This is a genomic window from Pedobacter miscanthi (genome assembly GCF_032678605.1).
Classification (GTDB): Bacteria; Bacteroidota; Bacteroidia; order Sphingobacteriales; family Sphingobacteriaceae; genus Pedobacter; species Pedobacter miscanthi_A.
In genome coordinates, this window is sequence record NZ_JAVTSU010000015.1 from 80,169 (window position 1) to 95,431 (window position 15,263).

The 15,263-nt window shown below is 36.9% G+C and carries 15 protein-coding genes; 9 read left to right on the forward strand and 6 right to left on the reverse strand.

The window, feature by feature from the left end; all coding sequences use genetic code 11:
• The first annotated feature begins 3 nt into the window (after positions 1–3).
• Together gldC and R2R28_RS21155 are read left to right on the forward strand one after the other, a co-directional pair.
• Positions 4–339: a gliding motility protein GldC gene (gene gldC, locus R2R28_RS21150; RefSeq protein ID WP_316827649.1), complete on the forward strand. Its 336-nt coding sequence runs from the start codon at positions 4–6 to the stop codon at positions 337–339.
• Between the two features lie 144 nt (positions 340–483).
• Positions 484–882: a hypothetical protein gene (locus R2R28_RS21155; RefSeq protein ID WP_316827650.1), complete on the forward strand. Its 399-nt coding sequence runs from the start codon at positions 484–486 to the stop codon at positions 880–882.
• Here R2R28_RS21155 and R2R28_RS21160 read toward each other — a convergent pair.
• The 3 genes from R2R28_RS21160 to R2R28_RS21170 are packed head-to-tail and all read right to left on the reverse strand — an operon-like array spanning position 879 to position 2,330.
• On the reverse strand, positions 879–1,388 hold the full coding sequence (locus R2R28_RS21160) for a lipocalin family protein (RefSeq protein ID WP_316827651.1): 510 nt from the start codon (positions 1,386–1,388) through the stop codon (positions 879–881). The genes R2R28_RS21155 and R2R28_RS21160 overlap by 4 nt on opposite strands.
• A 56-nt stretch (positions 1,389–1,444) precedes the next feature.
• Positions 1,445–1,831, reverse strand: coding sequence for a hypothetical protein (locus R2R28_RS21165; protein ID WP_316827652.1), 387 nt, complete (start codon positions 1,829–1,831; stop codon positions 1,445–1,447).
• A gap of 19 nt (positions 1,832–1,850) precedes the next feature.
• Complete coding sequence (locus R2R28_RS21170) at positions 1,851–2,330, reverse strand: methylated-DNA--[protein]-cysteine S-methyltransferase (protein ID WP_316827653.1); 480 nt, start codon at positions 2,328–2,330, stop codon at positions 1,851–1,853.
• A gap of 359 nt (positions 2,331–2,689) precedes the next feature.
• On the opposite strand from R2R28_RS21170, the gene R2R28_RS21175 reads away from it, so the two are divergent.
• From R2R28_RS21175 to R2R28_RS21190, 4 genes are all read left to right on the forward strand, one after another.
• Entirely contained in the window at positions 2,690–3,355 is a 666-nt protein-coding gene (locus R2R28_RS21175; protein ID WP_316827654.1) for a heme exporter protein CcmB, read from the forward strand.
• A gap of 69 nt (positions 3,356–3,424) precedes the next feature.
• Entirely contained in the window at positions 3,425–4,087 is a 663-nt protein-coding gene (ccsA, locus tag R2R28_RS21180; protein ID WP_025143151.1) for a cytochrome c biogenesis protein CcsA, read from the forward strand.
• A gap of 1 nt (position 4,088) precedes the next feature.
• Entirely contained in the window at positions 4,089–4,307 is a 219-nt protein-coding gene (locus R2R28_RS21185; protein WP_316827655.1) for a CcmD family protein, read from the forward strand.
• Between the two features lie 441 nt (positions 4,308–4,748).
• Positions 4,749–6,170, forward strand: coding sequence for a Glu/Leu/Phe/Val dehydrogenase (locus R2R28_RS21190; protein ID WP_316827656.1), 1,422 nt, complete (start codon positions 4,749–4,751; stop codon positions 6,168–6,170).
• Between the two features lie 891 nt (positions 6,171–7,061).
• On the opposite strand, the gene R2R28_RS21195 is transcribed toward R2R28_RS21190, so the two are convergent.
• From R2R28_RS21195 to R2R28_RS21205, 3 genes are all read right to left on the reverse strand, one after another.
• A complete protein-coding gene (locus R2R28_RS21195; RefSeq protein WP_316827657.1) occupies positions 7,062–8,405 on the reverse strand; it encodes a hypothetical protein in 1,344 nt (447 codons plus the stop codon).
• A gap of 123 nt (positions 8,406–8,528) precedes the next feature.
• A complete protein-coding gene (locus R2R28_RS21200) occupies positions 8,529–10,586 on the reverse strand; it encodes a hypothetical protein (protein ID WP_316827658.1) in 2,058 nt (685 codons plus the stop codon).
• 30 nt (positions 10,587–10,616) lie between these two features.
• Positions 10,617–11,297, reverse strand: a complete 681-nt coding sequence (locus tag R2R28_RS21205; RefSeq protein ID WP_316827659.1) for a hypothetical protein — start codon at positions 11,295–11,297, stop codon at positions 10,617–10,619.
• A 254-nt stretch (positions 11,298–11,551) separates the two neighbouring features.
• Here R2R28_RS21205 and R2R28_RS21210 point away from each other — a divergent pair, with 254 nt between their 5' ends.
• The 3 genes from R2R28_RS21210 to R2R28_RS21220 are packed head-to-tail and all read left to right on the forward strand — an operon-like array spanning position 11,552 to position 15,229.
• Positions 11,552–11,986, forward strand: coding sequence for a cytochrome c maturation protein CcmE (locus tag R2R28_RS21210; RefSeq protein ID WP_316827660.1), 435 nt, complete (start codon positions 11,552–11,554; stop codon positions 11,984–11,986).
• 8 nt (positions 11,987–11,994) lie between these two features.
• On the forward strand, positions 11,995–14,460 hold the full coding sequence (gene ccsA / locus R2R28_RS21215; RefSeq protein ID WP_316827661.1) for a cytochrome c biogenesis protein CcsA: 2,466 nt from the start codon (positions 11,995–11,997) through the stop codon (positions 14,458–14,460).
• A 4-nt stretch (positions 14,461–14,464) separates the two neighbouring features.
• On the forward strand, positions 14,465–15,229 hold the full coding sequence (locus R2R28_RS21220; RefSeq protein ID WP_316827662.1) for a Rossmann-like and DUF2520 domain-containing protein: 765 nt from the start codon (positions 14,465–14,467) through the stop codon (positions 15,227–15,229).
• Positions 15,230–15,263 lie beyond the last annotated feature (34 nt).

Consider the following 15,263-nt stretch of genomic DNA (forward strand, 5'->3'; position numbering starts at 1 on the left):
AATATGAGAAAAGCAGAAATTAAAATAACCGTTGAGTTAGACGATAACAACATGCCAGAGAACATTCTTTGGGAAAGTACCGATGCCAAAACAACAGATCAGGTTCCGGTAAAATCGATGATTCTTGCACTTTGGGATCACAATTACAAAAACTCTATGCGTATCGACCTATGGACCAAAGATATGCCCGTTGATGAGATGAAACGTTTCTTCTACGAAACCTTACAAACCATGGGCGATAGCTTTTTAAAAGCCACAAACGAAACCCTCATTGTTGAAGATTTACGCGATTACTGTGCGCATTTCGCAGATAAAATGGGTATTATTGAAGGACAATAGTTGTTGGGTTCATTAGTCATTAGTCATTAGTCATTAGTCATTAGTCATTAGTCATTAAAAAATGCCAGACAATTTAGTTATTAACTATGAACGATCAACCATTAACCATCAGCTATAAACTATTAACCAGTTAACTAAAAAAAAATGTTAGTATTAAATAAATTCAGGGCTTGGTTAGGCATTTTGTTATGCGTTATTGCCGGTTTCTGTCCGATCTTAAAAGTGCCGATTAAGGGCAACTGGAACTTATATCAATCAGATGCGCGTTTGTTTCTAATTACCTACGCCATTATTGCCATTTCTGTGTTGTTTTTGTTTATCAGGAAAGTAAGAGCCTTTAGATTTATGAGTTTTGTAATGGCGATATGGTATGCTTTAGCCGTTGTTGCAGTTTATTTTGCCGCAAACAATTATACAAAGTATGGTTTTGCCAATAAATTGATTGGTAAGGTTGTGCATTTTCAATGGGGTTGGATTGTACTTTTGGTAGGCGTAATTTTTATGCTTTTCAGTGCTAAACGCGGCGAAAAAATTACTGCTTAAGCCTTTTCGTGCAATTGAGAGGTAAGTTTGGCAACTTCGTATCCTTTTGCTTTACACCTCGCCACTATTTCATCATGGGTTTTCTTCGGCATCGTCTGGTTGCGGCTCATGATGAACAAAAATTTATGGTCGGGGTGACCAACCACTACATAAGAATAATCATCAGCAATTTCGATAATCCAGTAATCAACCTTTATTGGCCATATAAACTGTGCTTGCAATTCTCCGCGATCTCCATCTTCTGAGGGAAACATTTTCGAATTTCTCGAATAAACCTTTTCATCCCCCGGCTTTTTGTAAGTCGTTAATACATTGTAATAACCATCTTTATTCAAAGTGTATTTAGTGATTGTTTCTCTACTACCTTTATCAAAAATAGTCGGAATAGAATATAACGAATACCATGTTCCCGAGTATTTTTTTAGATCTAATTTGGCCACTGGAACATTTTTTTCCATTGGCAGATAAGTTAAAAGAACAAACAGTAAGGAGCAAATCGTTTTCATAATATCTAGGTTTTGATATCATTTACGGATTTGACCTGATCCCGGTTTTAAAAATGTTAATCTATTGTAAAATAATCATCTGTATCCTCTTCTAAAGGGATATAAATCCTTTCCCAATCATTTCCATCAACAATTTCCCAGGTGTGGCCTTCGCCCGCCGTATCATTGGCAATAAGAACGATTCCCGGTTCTATAATAAAAGTTTCTCCATTGCTTACCGTAAACTTCAGTTTGCCCTTTAACGTAATTACATATTGTCGCCTCGGTGCAGGATGTGGAATTTTCTCTAAAGTGGATACGTCCGTTTGAGCAAAAAAATAGTTTGCATTAATGTGCTGCCGGATGGGGATTTTACCCGTTTCAAATGCACATTTATCTCCTCCTATATTGATTAAACGAATGGCTTTTAAATAATTTGGTGTTTCGGCTTGATCTGTATTCATCTTCAAAAAAATGGATGGTTTAAAATTTTAATTCTGTTTGTCCGTGTTGGGTAACTTCTCGTTCGTGCTGTAACAGCCATTGCTTGCGCCATAAACCACCGGCATAGCCTACCAGTTTGCCATTGCTGCCAATTACGCGGTGACAAGGCACTACAATAGCAATATTATTTTTGCCGTTTGCCGATGCAATGGCACGGATGGCTAGTGGCTTATGGGCCGAAAATTTAGCATAAGAAGTGGTTTCGCCATAGGGTATGGCCAATAAATTCTGCCAAACTTCCTGCTGAAAATCGGTGCCTTTCTGTTTCATGGGGAAACCGAAATCGCGTAAGCTTCCGCTAAAATAATCCTTTAACTGGTTGGCAACATTTATAGTGAGTTTGTTTTCTGATAAATCTGCAACCTCCTTTTCTTCAAAAGTAACCGCATGCACAAAGTCATCATCAGCCAGAATGGTTAATCTGCCTATAGGCGTTTCTATAACTGATGCGTAGTTCATATTGTTTTTTTTACCACAGATTCACTGATGAACACAGATCGTTGTGCACATTGTTTTTTCTTCGTTTTTGTGCCTCAGTGGCAATTAAACTACTCCTTTCGAAAAATACCATCTGTGTTTATCCTTTTCATCTGTGGTTAAAAAGCTTTCTCCGTATTTCTGTGTACTCCGTGGCTAAATATGCTTAAATTATTTTCTTTTGCTGCAGATTATACTAATTAAACCGAATTTTATTTGGTTATTTCTCCGTGTTTCTGTGCCTCCGTGGCTAAAATTTTCAATGCTAATCTTTAAACAAAATTACAACAATCCAACAATAAAGCCATCCAACAATAAAGCAATTATTTATCTTTGCAGTTATGCAATTGGCCAAAGAGGTTAAATATTTAATTCACAAGGAAGTATTGTTAGAGTGGCGCTCCAAATATACCATTAACGGTGTGTTGCTTTACGTGGTTTCTACTATTTTTACCTGTTACCTGTCTTTTGTAAGCCTTGGCGATAAATTAACCTGGAACGCCCTTTTCTGGATTATTATGCTTTTTGCTTCCATAAACGGTGTTTCAAAAAGCTTTTTACAAGAAACCAAAGGACAGCAACTTTATAGTTATATTCTGGCCAGTCCGGCAGCAGTTTTAATTTCTAAAACAGTTTACAATACACTCTTAATGTTGGTGCTTACCACCATTGCATTGGGCTTTTATACCCTGGTTTTCGATACTTTTACACCACCAGATATGCTATTGTATTATGTAGCTGTAATATTGGGCAGCATAAGTTTCTCGACTGTATTTACGATGGTTTCGGCCATTGCGAGTAAAGCAGGAAACGGTGGTATGTTAATGGCCATATTAAGCTTTCCGATCATTATTCCGGTATTGATTTTATTAATTAAACTATCTAAAAACGCGGTTGATGGCCTGCCATGGGAGAATAGTTACGACGAAATAGCGATGTTACTGGTGGTGAATGTATTGATGGTGGCAACGTCTTTATTGTTATTTCCTTACCTTTGGAGAGATTAGGATAAATGATAGAATGATTGAATGGAAGGTAACATTCAATCATTCAAAATTCAAAAATTAAATATACATATGCATAAAACCTGGTGGAAAATTTTAGGGTCAGTTTTAGTGATTTACACTGCAATTGCAGGTTTGTTACTTGGTGTACCTCATTTAGCTATTTTAAACGAAACAATCCGTAACCTGTATTTCCATGTTCCGATGTGGTTTGCTATGATTGTTCTTTTCTCGATCTCTGTTTTTTACAGTGTAAAATCGTTGAGTAGCAAAAGCGAAATTGACGATATTAAAGCGGTAGAAAGTGTAAATGCAGGGATTATTTTTGGAATTTTAGGCTTAATAACCGGCGCCATCTGGGCAAAATATACCTGGGGACAATTCTGGAGCTTTGATCCTAAGCAGAATTTTGCTGCCATTTCCATTTTATTGTATTTTGCTTACCTCATTCTTCGCAATGCAATTGATGAGGAGCAGAAAAGGGCTAAAATTTCTGCCATTTACAATATTTTTGCCTTCCCCATGATGGTGGTACTACTTTTCGTGCTGCCCCGTTTAAAAGATTCATTACATCCGGGCAATGGTGGTAATCCTGGTTTTAACAGCTACGATTTAGATAGCCGCATGCGCATGGTGTTTTACCCCGCATGTTTAGGCTGGATATTAATCGGTTACTGGGTGTATACCATCCGTTTCAGAATCCGTTCAATAGAAAACAAACAACAACATAACTAAGATGAAGAAGATATTTTTCTCCCTAATATTAATGATGGCCACCTTGCAATTATTTGCACAGGATAATGGCGTAGAAATGGCCGATAGCCTGCGTAGCAACGGTAAAATTTACGTGGTTGTAATCTGTATCGTAATTATCCTGGTGGGCCTGCTGGCTTATCTTTTCTCTATCGACAAAAGATTAAAGAAAATCGAAAAGGGAAACCATATTGAAAAATAATATAAAACAGGTTGCCTGAAAGGCGGTCTGGATTTAAATTTTTTAGTAAGTGATCAAATATTTCTGATCACTTTTTTTATGCCTTGTTTTTGGCTTTAAAATTACAATATTCATAATATGATGTATGTTTTAAGCTTCAATTTATCAATTATTGTAATGAATGAAGGTTTTAAATATTTTTTTTATAATTTTTTTTAGATCAAAATATGGTGTAATAAAACCTATAAAATTAGTCGTTTAATAGATCAGTATAAGTGGGATATGTGCGTTTAAACGGGTTTAAATATCGTTTTTGTACAGTTTTCCTTAAACGGTATATAGCCTGTTGCACCCCTTAAACAGGGTGGTGTTAGCTGTACACTAAGTGTTTTTGCATTTGGATATATGCGGTTTTTTTAGGCAATTTTGCATCGAAAACTTATTCAATATAAAAAATAAATAATGGCTAATCTAGCAGACGAGAACAAGTTCTTTGCAGATGTTTGTAAAAACTTTGACAGTGCGGCTCAATTCACCAATCATCCGGAAGGTTTATTGAACCAGATTAAAACATGTAATAGTGTATATCGTTTCCAATTCCCGATCCGCCGCGGAAATGGTTTTGAAGTAATTGACGCCTGGCGTGTAGAACACTCTCACCACATGAGCCCTACAAAGGGTGGTATCCGTTACAGCGAAATGGTTAACGAAGATGAAGTGATGGCACTTGCAGCCTTAATGACTTACAAATGTGCGATCGTTAACGTTCCATTTGGTGGTGCAAAGGGTGGTATCAAAATCAACACCAAACAATACAGTGTTGCTGAATTGGAAACCATTACCCGTCGTTATACTACAGAATTAATTAAGAAAAATTTTATCGGTCCCGGTATCGATGTTCCTGCTCCTGATTATGGATCTGGAGAACGCGAAATGAGCTGGATTGCTGATACTTATATGACCATGAATCCTGGTCAGCTGGATGCATTAGGTTGCGTAACCGGTAAACCAATTGCTTTACACGGTATCCGTGGACGTAAAGAGGCTACAGGCCGGGGTGTTGCTTATGCGGTGCGCGAGTGTGTTGAAGTAGCAGAAGATATGGCTAAAATCGGTTTTAAAGCTGGTTTAGGCGATAAAAGGGTAATTGTACAAGGTTTAGGTAATGTGGGTTACCACTCGGCTAAATTCCTGGCTGAATTTGGTGCTACCATTGTTGGTCTTTGCGAGTTTGAAGGTGCCATTTATAATGCTAACGGATTAAACGTTGATGAGGTTTTTGCACACCGTAAAAACACAGGCTCTATCCTAGGTTTCCCGGGCGCTACGAGTTTCAAAAACTCAATGGAAGGTTTAGAGCAGGATTGCGATATCATCGTTCCCGCTGCTTTAGAAAACCAGTTTACTGAACACAATATCCGTAACATCAAAGCGAAAATTATTGCTGAAGGTGCAAATGGACCAACTACACCAGAAGCTGAAACCATTTTTACCGAGATGGGCGGTATCATTATCCCTGATATGTATTGTAACGCAGGTGGTGTAACGGTTTCTTATTTCGAGTGGTTAAAAAACCTTTCGCACGTTGCATTCGGACGTATGGAAAACCGTTACGCGGCTAACTCAAACGCCAACCTGATTAATACTTTAGAAAATTTAACTGGTAAAACAATTCTTCCTGAGCACCGTTTAATGATTGTTAAAGGTGCATCGGAAATGGAATTGGTAAATTCAGGTTTAGAAGATACCATGATCCATTCTTACCACGAAATTCGCGAAACATTGATGAATAAGCCAGGTACGCAGACTTTAAGAACTGCTGCTTTCGTAAATTCAATCGATAAAATTGCCGTTTCTTATATGAACTTGGGCGTTTGGCCATAAACGACTGATCGTCATTGCAAATCCTGGTTTTTCATCAGGATGAAGCAATCTTATACAGAAGCCCTGCAGAATTTAAAAACTGCAGGGCTTTTTTTTATGTAATAGTCGTCATTGCGAGGAGGTACGACGAAGCAATCTTTTATCATAGTATTTTATACATTCTTACCGTTTTTGTTTTGGAAATGAAAGGACTGTGTTTCTTAGTGGTGGGTCGGCCCTGCTGTACCTCCTGCCGATAGAAGGATCGGCATCCATCCCATCTGGTTTACGATTAAGGGATCGTACAAAGTACGCGTCATTTCGAGCGGAAATTTATTTCATAAAAATCGATATAAATGATAAGGGGATTTTAGTGAATTGATAGGTTGCAAAGAATCGTCATTCCCAACTAGATTGGGAATCGTAATGCAGGTGCTTTAAGATTCCCGCCTGCGCCTATCGTATGGACACATCTTTTTTAAATTTTTGTGGCGTTATGCTAGCTTGCTTTGAAATAACACAGCCCTAACCGAAGAACTCCGTCAATCCCAAGTGGCGGAAGGATCAAAAAAACAGTTTCACAATAGGACAACTTGCACTACCAAACCTGAAACGTAGTGGTTTTGTGAAAATATCAATCAAACTTTCATTGAGCAGAAACGAGCAAAACAAAGTGCCGATGTTTTTTTGATGAGCGTGGGATGGTGAGAAGCCACATTGCCGGATTGACAAAGCATTTTTGCATACTTTTGATGCCTCAAAAGTTTGATGCCCCGCGGCATAGAGCGGGAAAAGAATCTTTATAATTAATTGTGTCCACACGATAGGCCTGCGCGGGAAAGACGACCTTTATATTAAAAATTATCTGGATAGATTTCTCCGTCGCGCTCCAGTCGACATCGACTAATTATATTACAAACTTTTCAAAATCTGATACAACGAATTAATATCTCTATCCCTCAGTTCAAGTGTACCATCAATTTTAACTTTTTTCCCATCCATTAACTTTCCTTTAACTTCTAAACGTTTCAGGATTTTAAAATAGTTGGTAATTAATGGTATTTCCAGTTGTTTATTCAATTTGATCAGATCCGCATTTAAATAAAGAAAATCTGTTGATTCAATCTTTTTGATAGGAGTATTTCGGTTTTTAATTGTCGAGAAATTTAGATTTTCCTGATTGCTGTTCATAAATACCTTATAAAGTGGGAAAGCATTTTTATTTACCGTATTACCATCTAAATTGATCAAACCCTGTTTAACCAGGTAATTTTTCAGTCCCATGCCTTTCGGGCTGATGTTAACCGAAATAGAAGGAATATTCCGTTTTTGTAAACTTACTTTTTCAACTTTTTCAAAATCATCATTGTATTCGTAAGTAATTACAGAATCAGTTTGGGTGATGGAATTTGTCCATTCAAAATCGATATGGCCATTGTAATATTTCATTAAGCTATCGTGCTCGATGCTAAAATTCATGAACGTATAAATTTTGCCTTTTTTTGGTGTTAAGTTTGCGTTTAACCAAAAGGAAACTGTGTTATTTTGATTGAATTGATAATGTAGAGACTTATTTGCGGGTAAAATTTCTCCGGTAAGAAGCTCATCACTAAAATTAACCTCACCATTTTCAAAATCAACTGATCCCTGATGTTGAGCAGTTTCAAAAGTTAGGTGCGCAAGGGATTTTGCCGAGTACTTAAATTTACTATCCTTTATTTTTATAAGGTTTTTCTGGTTTAATATATCCATTAAAATGCTATCCACATTTTCTGCCTTAACGGATAACGAAATCGCAGCACTTTTACTATTGTAGTAAACAACCACATTACCTAGTTTCGATTTGGCGATGTTTGTACCTTCAGTTCTTTTTGTGATCTCCAGGTGCATTAAATTCCTCAAAGAATTTTCGAAATCATTCATATTCTCTATCCCAAAGCGCGAAAAGTAAATTTGAGATTTACCTTTAATGGTATAAAAGTAAATGCTGGCAGGTATTTGTATTCCATTGTTAAATTTATCGGGTTTATTTGAGGTGTCTTTTTTAAAATCCGATTTAAAATAATACACTGGATTGGTAAGCATATTCGACGCAAGCGTTTTATAAAGCTCATCAATATTGATTTTAATAATGCCGATTGCATTTTTCGGAATCAATGTCTGCTCTGCCTGATATCTCCGGTATTTTAAAACACCAGCAAAAAAAAGAAGCAGCAATATTACTATCGCTGCTGTTATTTTAAGAAATTTTTTCATGAGAATGGTTAATCAGTTAATTGTTTAAATCGGTTAACTGTAAATTGGTTCATTCGTTCACTGGTCATTCGTTCATTGGTAATTGAAACATTCAACCTTTCTAATATTACAACCTCTACCCAACTACTTCGCTGCATTCTCAATTAACGAAAACAGGTATTTCAATGCATTTTCATGTCCGTTCGGGATTTCTGCGCTAATATCAGCCGAAACCAATCTGCCCTTTATAGGGTTCGATTTCATATACACATTGCCCATTTTTTCTAAAGTGCTGTTAAATTTCTTTGCGGTTTCTTCTCCGCCGATTTCCGAATCAGGCACTTTACCTACCAGGTTTTTGGCATTAAATAAAAAGCTGAAATTGTTTTTACTTAATAAATCTTTGTGCAGTTTATTGATTTTGTTGTTGTATTGATTGTTGCTGATGCTTTGCATTTCGCTAAGCGAATTGCCAAAAAACACAATTCCATCTTTAATCATAAAATAAATATCAATCGGGCTTTTCTTCTCCTGGATTTTATAAATATTGTTATCAACCGTTACCATGTTTTTATGGATGCCATATTTAATCAGTTTGTTAATTAAACGGGTATCATCAGAAGAAAACATGAAAAGGAAATCAGGCAGGGTTTCTTTTTTGGTTTTGGTTACTTCTTTCTGCTTGTAATCGTCATCATATTCATAAGTAGTATAAGTAACCTCTTTGGTATTTAACCCGTTAATTACAAATAGCGCATCACCTTTAATTACCTTGCTCACCGCTTCCTCATCCAATAAAAGGGAGAATAGATCCGATCCAAGTTCAATTTCTTCATCCATTTTACCACCTAAAAAAGAACCATAAGTTTGCTGCATTAACTTCGGGAATTCTTCTAAATAAGCTTTGGTATCAATAGAATAACTCATAAAACCAAGCGCTTTTTCGCTGTCTATATATTTCAGGAAATTTTTATTCAGCTTTCTGTTCATGATTTTTTTATAGGCATCTGCTTGTTCCTGGGCCAGTTCTAAACCGGTAGAAATACGGAAGCTTTTATTATCCATAAAAAGTTTGGCATTTAAACTGCCATAACCCTTCATCAGTCCGGCTTTGCCATAAGTGCCAAATTCTGGCGCAACTGAATTGTAAACATCCTGCAGGCTCGATACCCATAATTCTGCAATGGCTTTTTTATCCAAACTTGAAGTATAAGATTTATTGGTTTCAATAGATTCGTAATTGTCATTAAAAATCTGATTTGCCTGGGCCGTCATCCAGGTAAATGCCAGTGCTTTTTTCTTTAGCTCTTCTTCTTTAAGTCCTTGCTGGTATTCATTATAATGTTTATCATTTTCGCCCTGATTATATGTTGCAGCTTCTGCCACATCAGCCGAAACATAAGCTGCAGCACTATCTCTTACCACGTCGTCAACCCCATCTGCTGTTGGTTCATCATATATAAAACCATCACTAACCGGCTTTTTCTTTTTAGCCACGGTAGCCTTTTTAGCTGTTTTACCTTTTGTGGCTTTCTTTGCCGGTTTTTTCTTTTTAGGGGTTGTACCGGCCTTTTTGTAACTTTTAGTTTTTGAAGGGCTTCCAATCGCTTCCGGATAAGCAACTGTAGCAACCGAATCAACAGCTACTGCTGTACTATCAGTTATTAAGGTGTCCCATCCATATTTTGTGTATTTAATCCCATAACGGGCAGATTTAGCCGAATCGGCAAAGAAAGAACTTTTGATGCTCCCGGTTACGAAATAAAGCGTGTTATTATTCCATTTGATGATGCTCGTACTATCGGGCAAAATCATGGTACGAATATCGCCCTGCTGGGTAAATTTTTTCTCTTTGTTTTCGATCAGGCTTTCAAATTTCTTGGCATCCTTTATCGGGATCAAAAAACAGTTGTAAGTGATACTATCGCTCAGCTGGTTAAAGTAATACATGTTTTTCTCCAGGTTAATACCGAAGTCTTCGATACTGCTGAAGTTTTTATCCAGTGATTTTGAGGTTTCAGTCAATAATTTTTTGCCTACAAAAGATTCATTAAAATCTTTTACAAACATGAGTTTAAAAACATTGTCGCCTTTAATGGTGGCTACCGTGAAAGCATTTGATGGGATTTTTTTGACTAAATCCTGTGCCTGTGCCAGGTTAAACGATAAAAAGAGGGAGATGGCAATTAGAATTTTTTTCATTGAGATAGATTTTTTCTGGTAGTGATGATGTTATTTAGATAGTTGTATTGTGTTCGAAACGTTAATTTTTCCGTTAATCAAATCCATGATGCTGCTTTTTAACATCACCGCTTTTTTGGATTTCGATACATTTGATGCCGGATTGATGCTACTTGTTACAAGAGATTCGAAACGATAAATGCTGGTATAAGTTGCGCCGTTAAAAACAGCCTTATCTTTTGCCTTTAATTTATTGAATTCGGTTTTTGCAGTCCCAACAGGCTGATATTTCCGGCTGAAGGTTTTTGTTGCTTTATTATAGCTGTAAGAAGAAGTATTGGTAGCCTTTATTTTCTGTTGAGCAAGGATGTTTTTGGTGATGTTATTGATATTGGAAACATCTTTAAACGAAAAACTGATGGTGGCAATGTAATTATTAAAATCGCTGCTGCTTTTTACATTTGAAATACCTTCTGATTTTTTTAAGTAAGCCACTGCTTCGTTTAATTCTTGTTGAATTTTCTGTCTGCTGGGCACTTTGTAACCCTGCACACTATCCAACAACATTACCGAGGCTACTTTGGTTTTACTTTGACTTAAATTAATCGTGAGTACCACATCACCAGTGCCGTCGTTTTTCATGCTGATTTCTTCTATCACTTCAAAACAGGAACTAAAAATGGGAATCAGTACAATAAATAGCAGTAGTTTATACAGTTGTTTCAGGTTCATATTAATAAGGTTAATCGTTTTACAAAAAAGTAAAAAAGGAATGGTAATCTGATGGGCCAAACTTAATAAATTCAGTCTGGAATTTTAGGCAGTTTAAGATATTCGTAATAATGTTTGCTGAATTTTGTCATTCTTCAAAATTTTGTACTTCAAAAATCAGGTAATTGTCAATATAAAGACAAGAAAAATGTAAAAGAATGCTTGCTAAGCCTATTTTTCTATCTTTGTTGCCAGCTTTTACAATACGTATACACATGAAGAAAAGTGCAATCATTGGATTAATTACAATCGCAATTTCCGTAGGGATTTTATTTAGCTTAAATGCAAATACAGATACCTACTCTAATTTCAAACAAGCCACTCTTTCTGAAAAAGAAGAGCATGTTATGGGCTATTGGGTAAAATCAATGGGTACTTATTACGACGCTGCAAAAGATGCCAACCATTTTTCATTCCACATGAAAGATGAAAAAGGTGAAGTGAGGGAGGTGATTTATGCAGGTACGAAGCCACAGGATTTTGAAAAATCAGAAAAATTGGTTCTGATCGGTAAGATGGATCAGGACAAGTTCTACGCATCGAAAATTTTAATGAAATGCCCTTCTAAATATAATGATAACCTGGTAGAGGTTAATAAGGATGGCAAAGTAGAAGAAGTAAATAAGGACGGCGGGAAAAAATATAACTAATTTATTTAATGGATATTCAATTTGTAGGCGAACACCTGTTACCAGGTAAAATCGGACAGTTTTTTATTGTTCTGGCATTTAGTGCATCATTACTATCAACTATATCGTATTTTTTTGCCAGTCGCGATAAAAATTTAGAAGAAAAATCCTGGAGAAACTTAGGCCGGATTGGATTCCTGATCAACTTTGCCAGTATCATCGGCATAGGGGCAATTTTATTCTACCTCGTGCTTGGTCATTATAACGAATACAGTTATGTTTATTTCCACTCTTCAAAAGAATTGCCTGTTTATTACATTATCTCGGCTTTTTGGGAGGGGCAGGAAGGAAGTTTCTGGTTATGGGCTTTCTGGCAGTCATTTTTAGGCACATTATTAATCTGGAGAGCAAAGTCGTGGGAAAAACCGGTGATGACCGTTGTAGCCTTCTCTCAGGTGTTTTTAAGCTCCATGTTACTGGGGATTTCAATTTTTGGCGAGCGTATAGGTAGTTCTCCATTTATCCTGTTAAGAGATGCTGTTGATTTAAAAGCAATGGCCCCAGTAGTTTTTGCCAATCCAGAAAATTTTAAAGATTACCTTAAATTTATTACCGATGGCAGGGGATTAAATCCATTATTGCAAAACTACTGGATGGTAATCCACCCGCCAACCCTGTTTTTGGGTTTTGCCAGCATGGTGGTACCTTTTGCTTATGGAATTGCCGCTTTATGGCAAAAAAGATATAAAGAATGGATTAAACCTGCTCTGCCATGGACGCTTTTTGCGGTAATGGTTTTAGGAACCGGTATTATTATGGGCTCGTTCTGGGCTTACGAAGCGTTAAACTTTGGTGGTTTCTGGGCTTGGGATCCTGTTGAGAATGCTTCATTAATCCCATGGTTAACCTTAATTGGTGCCGTACACGTAATGATTGCCTATAAAAATACAGGTCATGCCTACTTTACAGCAATTGCATTAGTATTTCTGAGTTTCTTATTGGTGCTGTATGCATCTTTTTTAACGCGTAGCGGAATTTTGGGCGATACTTCGGTACACTCATTTACGGATATGGGTATGTTTGGCCACCTGATTTTATACAATGTGGTGTTCGCTGTTTTAGCAGTGGTGCTGATTGTAGTAAGGTGGAAAGAGTTGCCAATTACGACCAAAGACGAAGAAACCTATTCGCGTGAGTTCTGGATGTTTATTGGTGCTTTAGTGGTAACCATCGCTTGTATTCAGGTCATTTTCTCTACATCGGTTCCTGTATTTAATAAAGCATTCGGAACTAAATTTACGCCGCCAATTGATGCCGTTAAATATTATAACCAATGGCAGGCGCCGTTTGCGGTATTAATTACCTTGATTTCAGGATTTTCTCAATATTTAAAATATAAGAGAACCGATCCACGTAAATTTTACAGCAGTTTAATCTCTGCCATTATTTTCTCGATGGTGTTAACTGCGGGTTTGGTATATGTTGCTGAAATTTACACTAACACCATGTACATTCTGATCACTTTCAGTTGTTTGTTCGCGGTGCTTTCTAATGCAGCTATATTGTACCAGGCGTTTGGTGGAAAGGCCAAGCTGGCCGGTTCAGCGATTGCACACATTGGTTTTGCTTTCTTAATCTTGGGGGCTTTAATTTCTGCTGCCACTAATAAACCTTTATCAATCAATGCGAATAATTTTATTCCGGTAAAGGATTTCGAAAAAACAGAGAAACCGGGCGAAAACATCATGTTATACAAAAACGAACCTAAGAAGATGGGTAAGTATACGGTAACCTATGTAGCCGATACCACAGTAGCGCCGAATACCATTTATACCCTTAATTTTAAGGTAATAGATAAAGAAGGTAAGGTTAAAGAAGATTTTAACCTGCATCCGCATGTACAGGATAATGAGAAAATGGGCCTTATTGCCTCTCCTGATACCAAGCACTATTTAACTTATGATGTGTATACCCACATTACCAGTGCAGCCATTAAAAAAGAATCACATGATGATCACGAAGGTCATTCGGATGATGAAAATTATAAAGAGCCGCGGATTGTGAAGGTTTCGGTAGGAGATACCATCCATACCACCAGCGGTATTGTTACCGTTAAAGATTTGAACAGAAAACCTGTTGCTAAGGATTTAGCTTTGGCACAAGGTGATTATGCTGTTGGTTTACCATTAGAAATTAATGCTGCGGGTAAAATTTATAACACTGAACCTATCTTCCTGATAAAGGGTAATAATACGTTCGATTTCGCCCGTAAGGTAGATGAATTAGACTTGAAATTCCGTTTCTCTAAAGTATTACCGGATGAAAAAAAAGTAGAGTTACAGATTTTTGAAAAACCTCAACAGGCTAAAGACTGGGTGGTTTTTAAAGCGATAGAATTCCCTTTTATTAACTTGTATTGGGCTGGTACCATTGTAATGGTGGTGGGTTTCTTACTTTCCATTTTTAGAAGAAGAAAAGAGGCCAAAATCGCGTAAAATCATGAAAATCGTTTTATTAGGTTCTGGAAATGTTGCCACACACTTAGCCAAAGCTTTAAACAGTGAAGGCCAAGATTTGGTGCAGGTGTACAGCCAAAACCTCGATAATGCAGCTGCACTGGCGCACTTGGTTGGGGCCAATGCTGTAAACGATTTAAATAATATTGAACAAAACGCTGATTTATATATCATCTCGGTAAAAGATGATGCCATTGGAACGGTTGCTGCATTTTTAAAAAATGTAACTGGTTTAGTGGTTCATACCTCTGGTACTACTGATATAAACGTACTGGCTTCGCAGGTGAAAAAGGCAGGGGTTTTTTATCCTTTGCAAACTTTCTCGAAAAGTAAGGATGTTTCATTTGAAAACATTCCGCTTTGTATCGAAGCAAGTGATGAAGATCAGCTTGCCTTTTTAAAAGGACTGGCAACTAAAATTAGCCACCAGGTTTATGAATTGGACGGTGAGAAAAGAAAAGTATTACACCTGGCAGCAGTATTTGCCTGTAATTTCCCTAATCACCTGTATGCATTAGCCAATAAGATTTTAAACCAGAATGGTTTGGATTTTGAGATCATCAGGCCTTTAATTGCTGAAACAGCTGATAAGGTAATGGATAATTTGCCTGAAAATGTGCAAACCGGCCCTGCGGTGCGGGCAGATGAAAGCACCATAAAAAAGCATTTAAGCATGTTGAATGATATGCCTGAATTGCAGAACATTTATCAAACATTAAGCAATAGCATAAAATTAATGCCGAAATAGCATAATTACGGCTTTTGCTTGTTACTTTTGCAAA

Excerpts from the sequence above, each read along its gene's own strand:
- gldC (WP_316827649.1), top strand. The coding sequence starts at position 4 with ATGAGAAAAGCAGAAATTAAAATAACCGTTGAGTTAGACGATAACAAC.
- R2R28_RS21210 (WP_316827660.1), top strand. The coding sequence starts at position 11,552 with ATGAAGAAAAGTGCAATCATTGGATTAATTACAATCGCAATTTCCGTA.
- R2R28_RS21170 (WP_316827653.1), bottom strand. The coding sequence starts at position 2,330 with ATGAACTACGCATCAGTTATAGAAACGCCTATAGGCAGATTAACCATT.
- R2R28_RS21160 (WP_316827651.1), bottom strand. The coding sequence starts at position 1,388 with ATGAAAACGATTTGCTCCTTACTGTTTGTTCTTTTAACTTATCTGCCA.
- R2R28_RS21190 (WP_316827656.1), top strand. The coding sequence starts at position 4,749 with ATGGCTAATCTAGCAGACGAGAACAAGTTCTTTGCAGATGTTTGTAAA.
- R2R28_RS21185 (WP_316827655.1), top strand. The coding sequence starts at position 4,089 with ATGAAGAAGATATTTTTCTCCCTAATATTAATGATGGCCACCTTGCAA.
- ccsA (WP_025143151.1), top strand. The coding sequence starts at position 3,425 with ATGCATAAAACCTGGTGGAAAATTTTAGGGTCAGTTTTAGTGATTTAC.
- R2R28_RS21165 (WP_316827652.1), bottom strand. The coding sequence starts at position 1,831 with ATGAATACAGATCAAGCCGAAACACCAAATTATTTAAAAGCCATTCGT.
- R2R28_RS21220 (WP_316827662.1), top strand. The coding sequence starts at position 14,465 with ATGAAAATCGTTTTATTAGGTTCTGGAAATGTTGCCACACACTTAGCC.
- R2R28_RS21155 (WP_316827650.1), top strand. The coding sequence starts at position 484 with ATGTTAGTATTAAATAAATTCAGGGCTTGGTTAGGCATTTTGTTATGC.
- R2R28_RS21205 (WP_316827659.1), bottom strand. The coding sequence starts at position 11,297 with ATGAACCTGAAACAACTGTATAAACTACTGCTATTTATTGTACTGATT.
- R2R28_RS21200 (WP_316827658.1), bottom strand. The coding sequence starts at position 10,586 with ATGAAAAAAATTCTAATTGCCATCTCCCTCTTTTTATCGTTTAACCTG.
- ccsA (WP_316827661.1), top strand. The coding sequence starts at position 11,995 with ATGGATATTCAATTTGTAGGCGAACACCTGTTACCAGGTAAAATCGGA.
- R2R28_RS21195 (WP_316827657.1), bottom strand. The coding sequence starts at position 8,405 with ATGAAAAAATTTCTTAAAATAACAGCAGCGATAGTAATATTGCTGCTT.
- R2R28_RS21175 (WP_316827654.1), top strand. The coding sequence starts at position 2,690 with ATGCAATTGGCCAAAGAGGTTAAATATTTAATTCACAAGGAAGTATTG.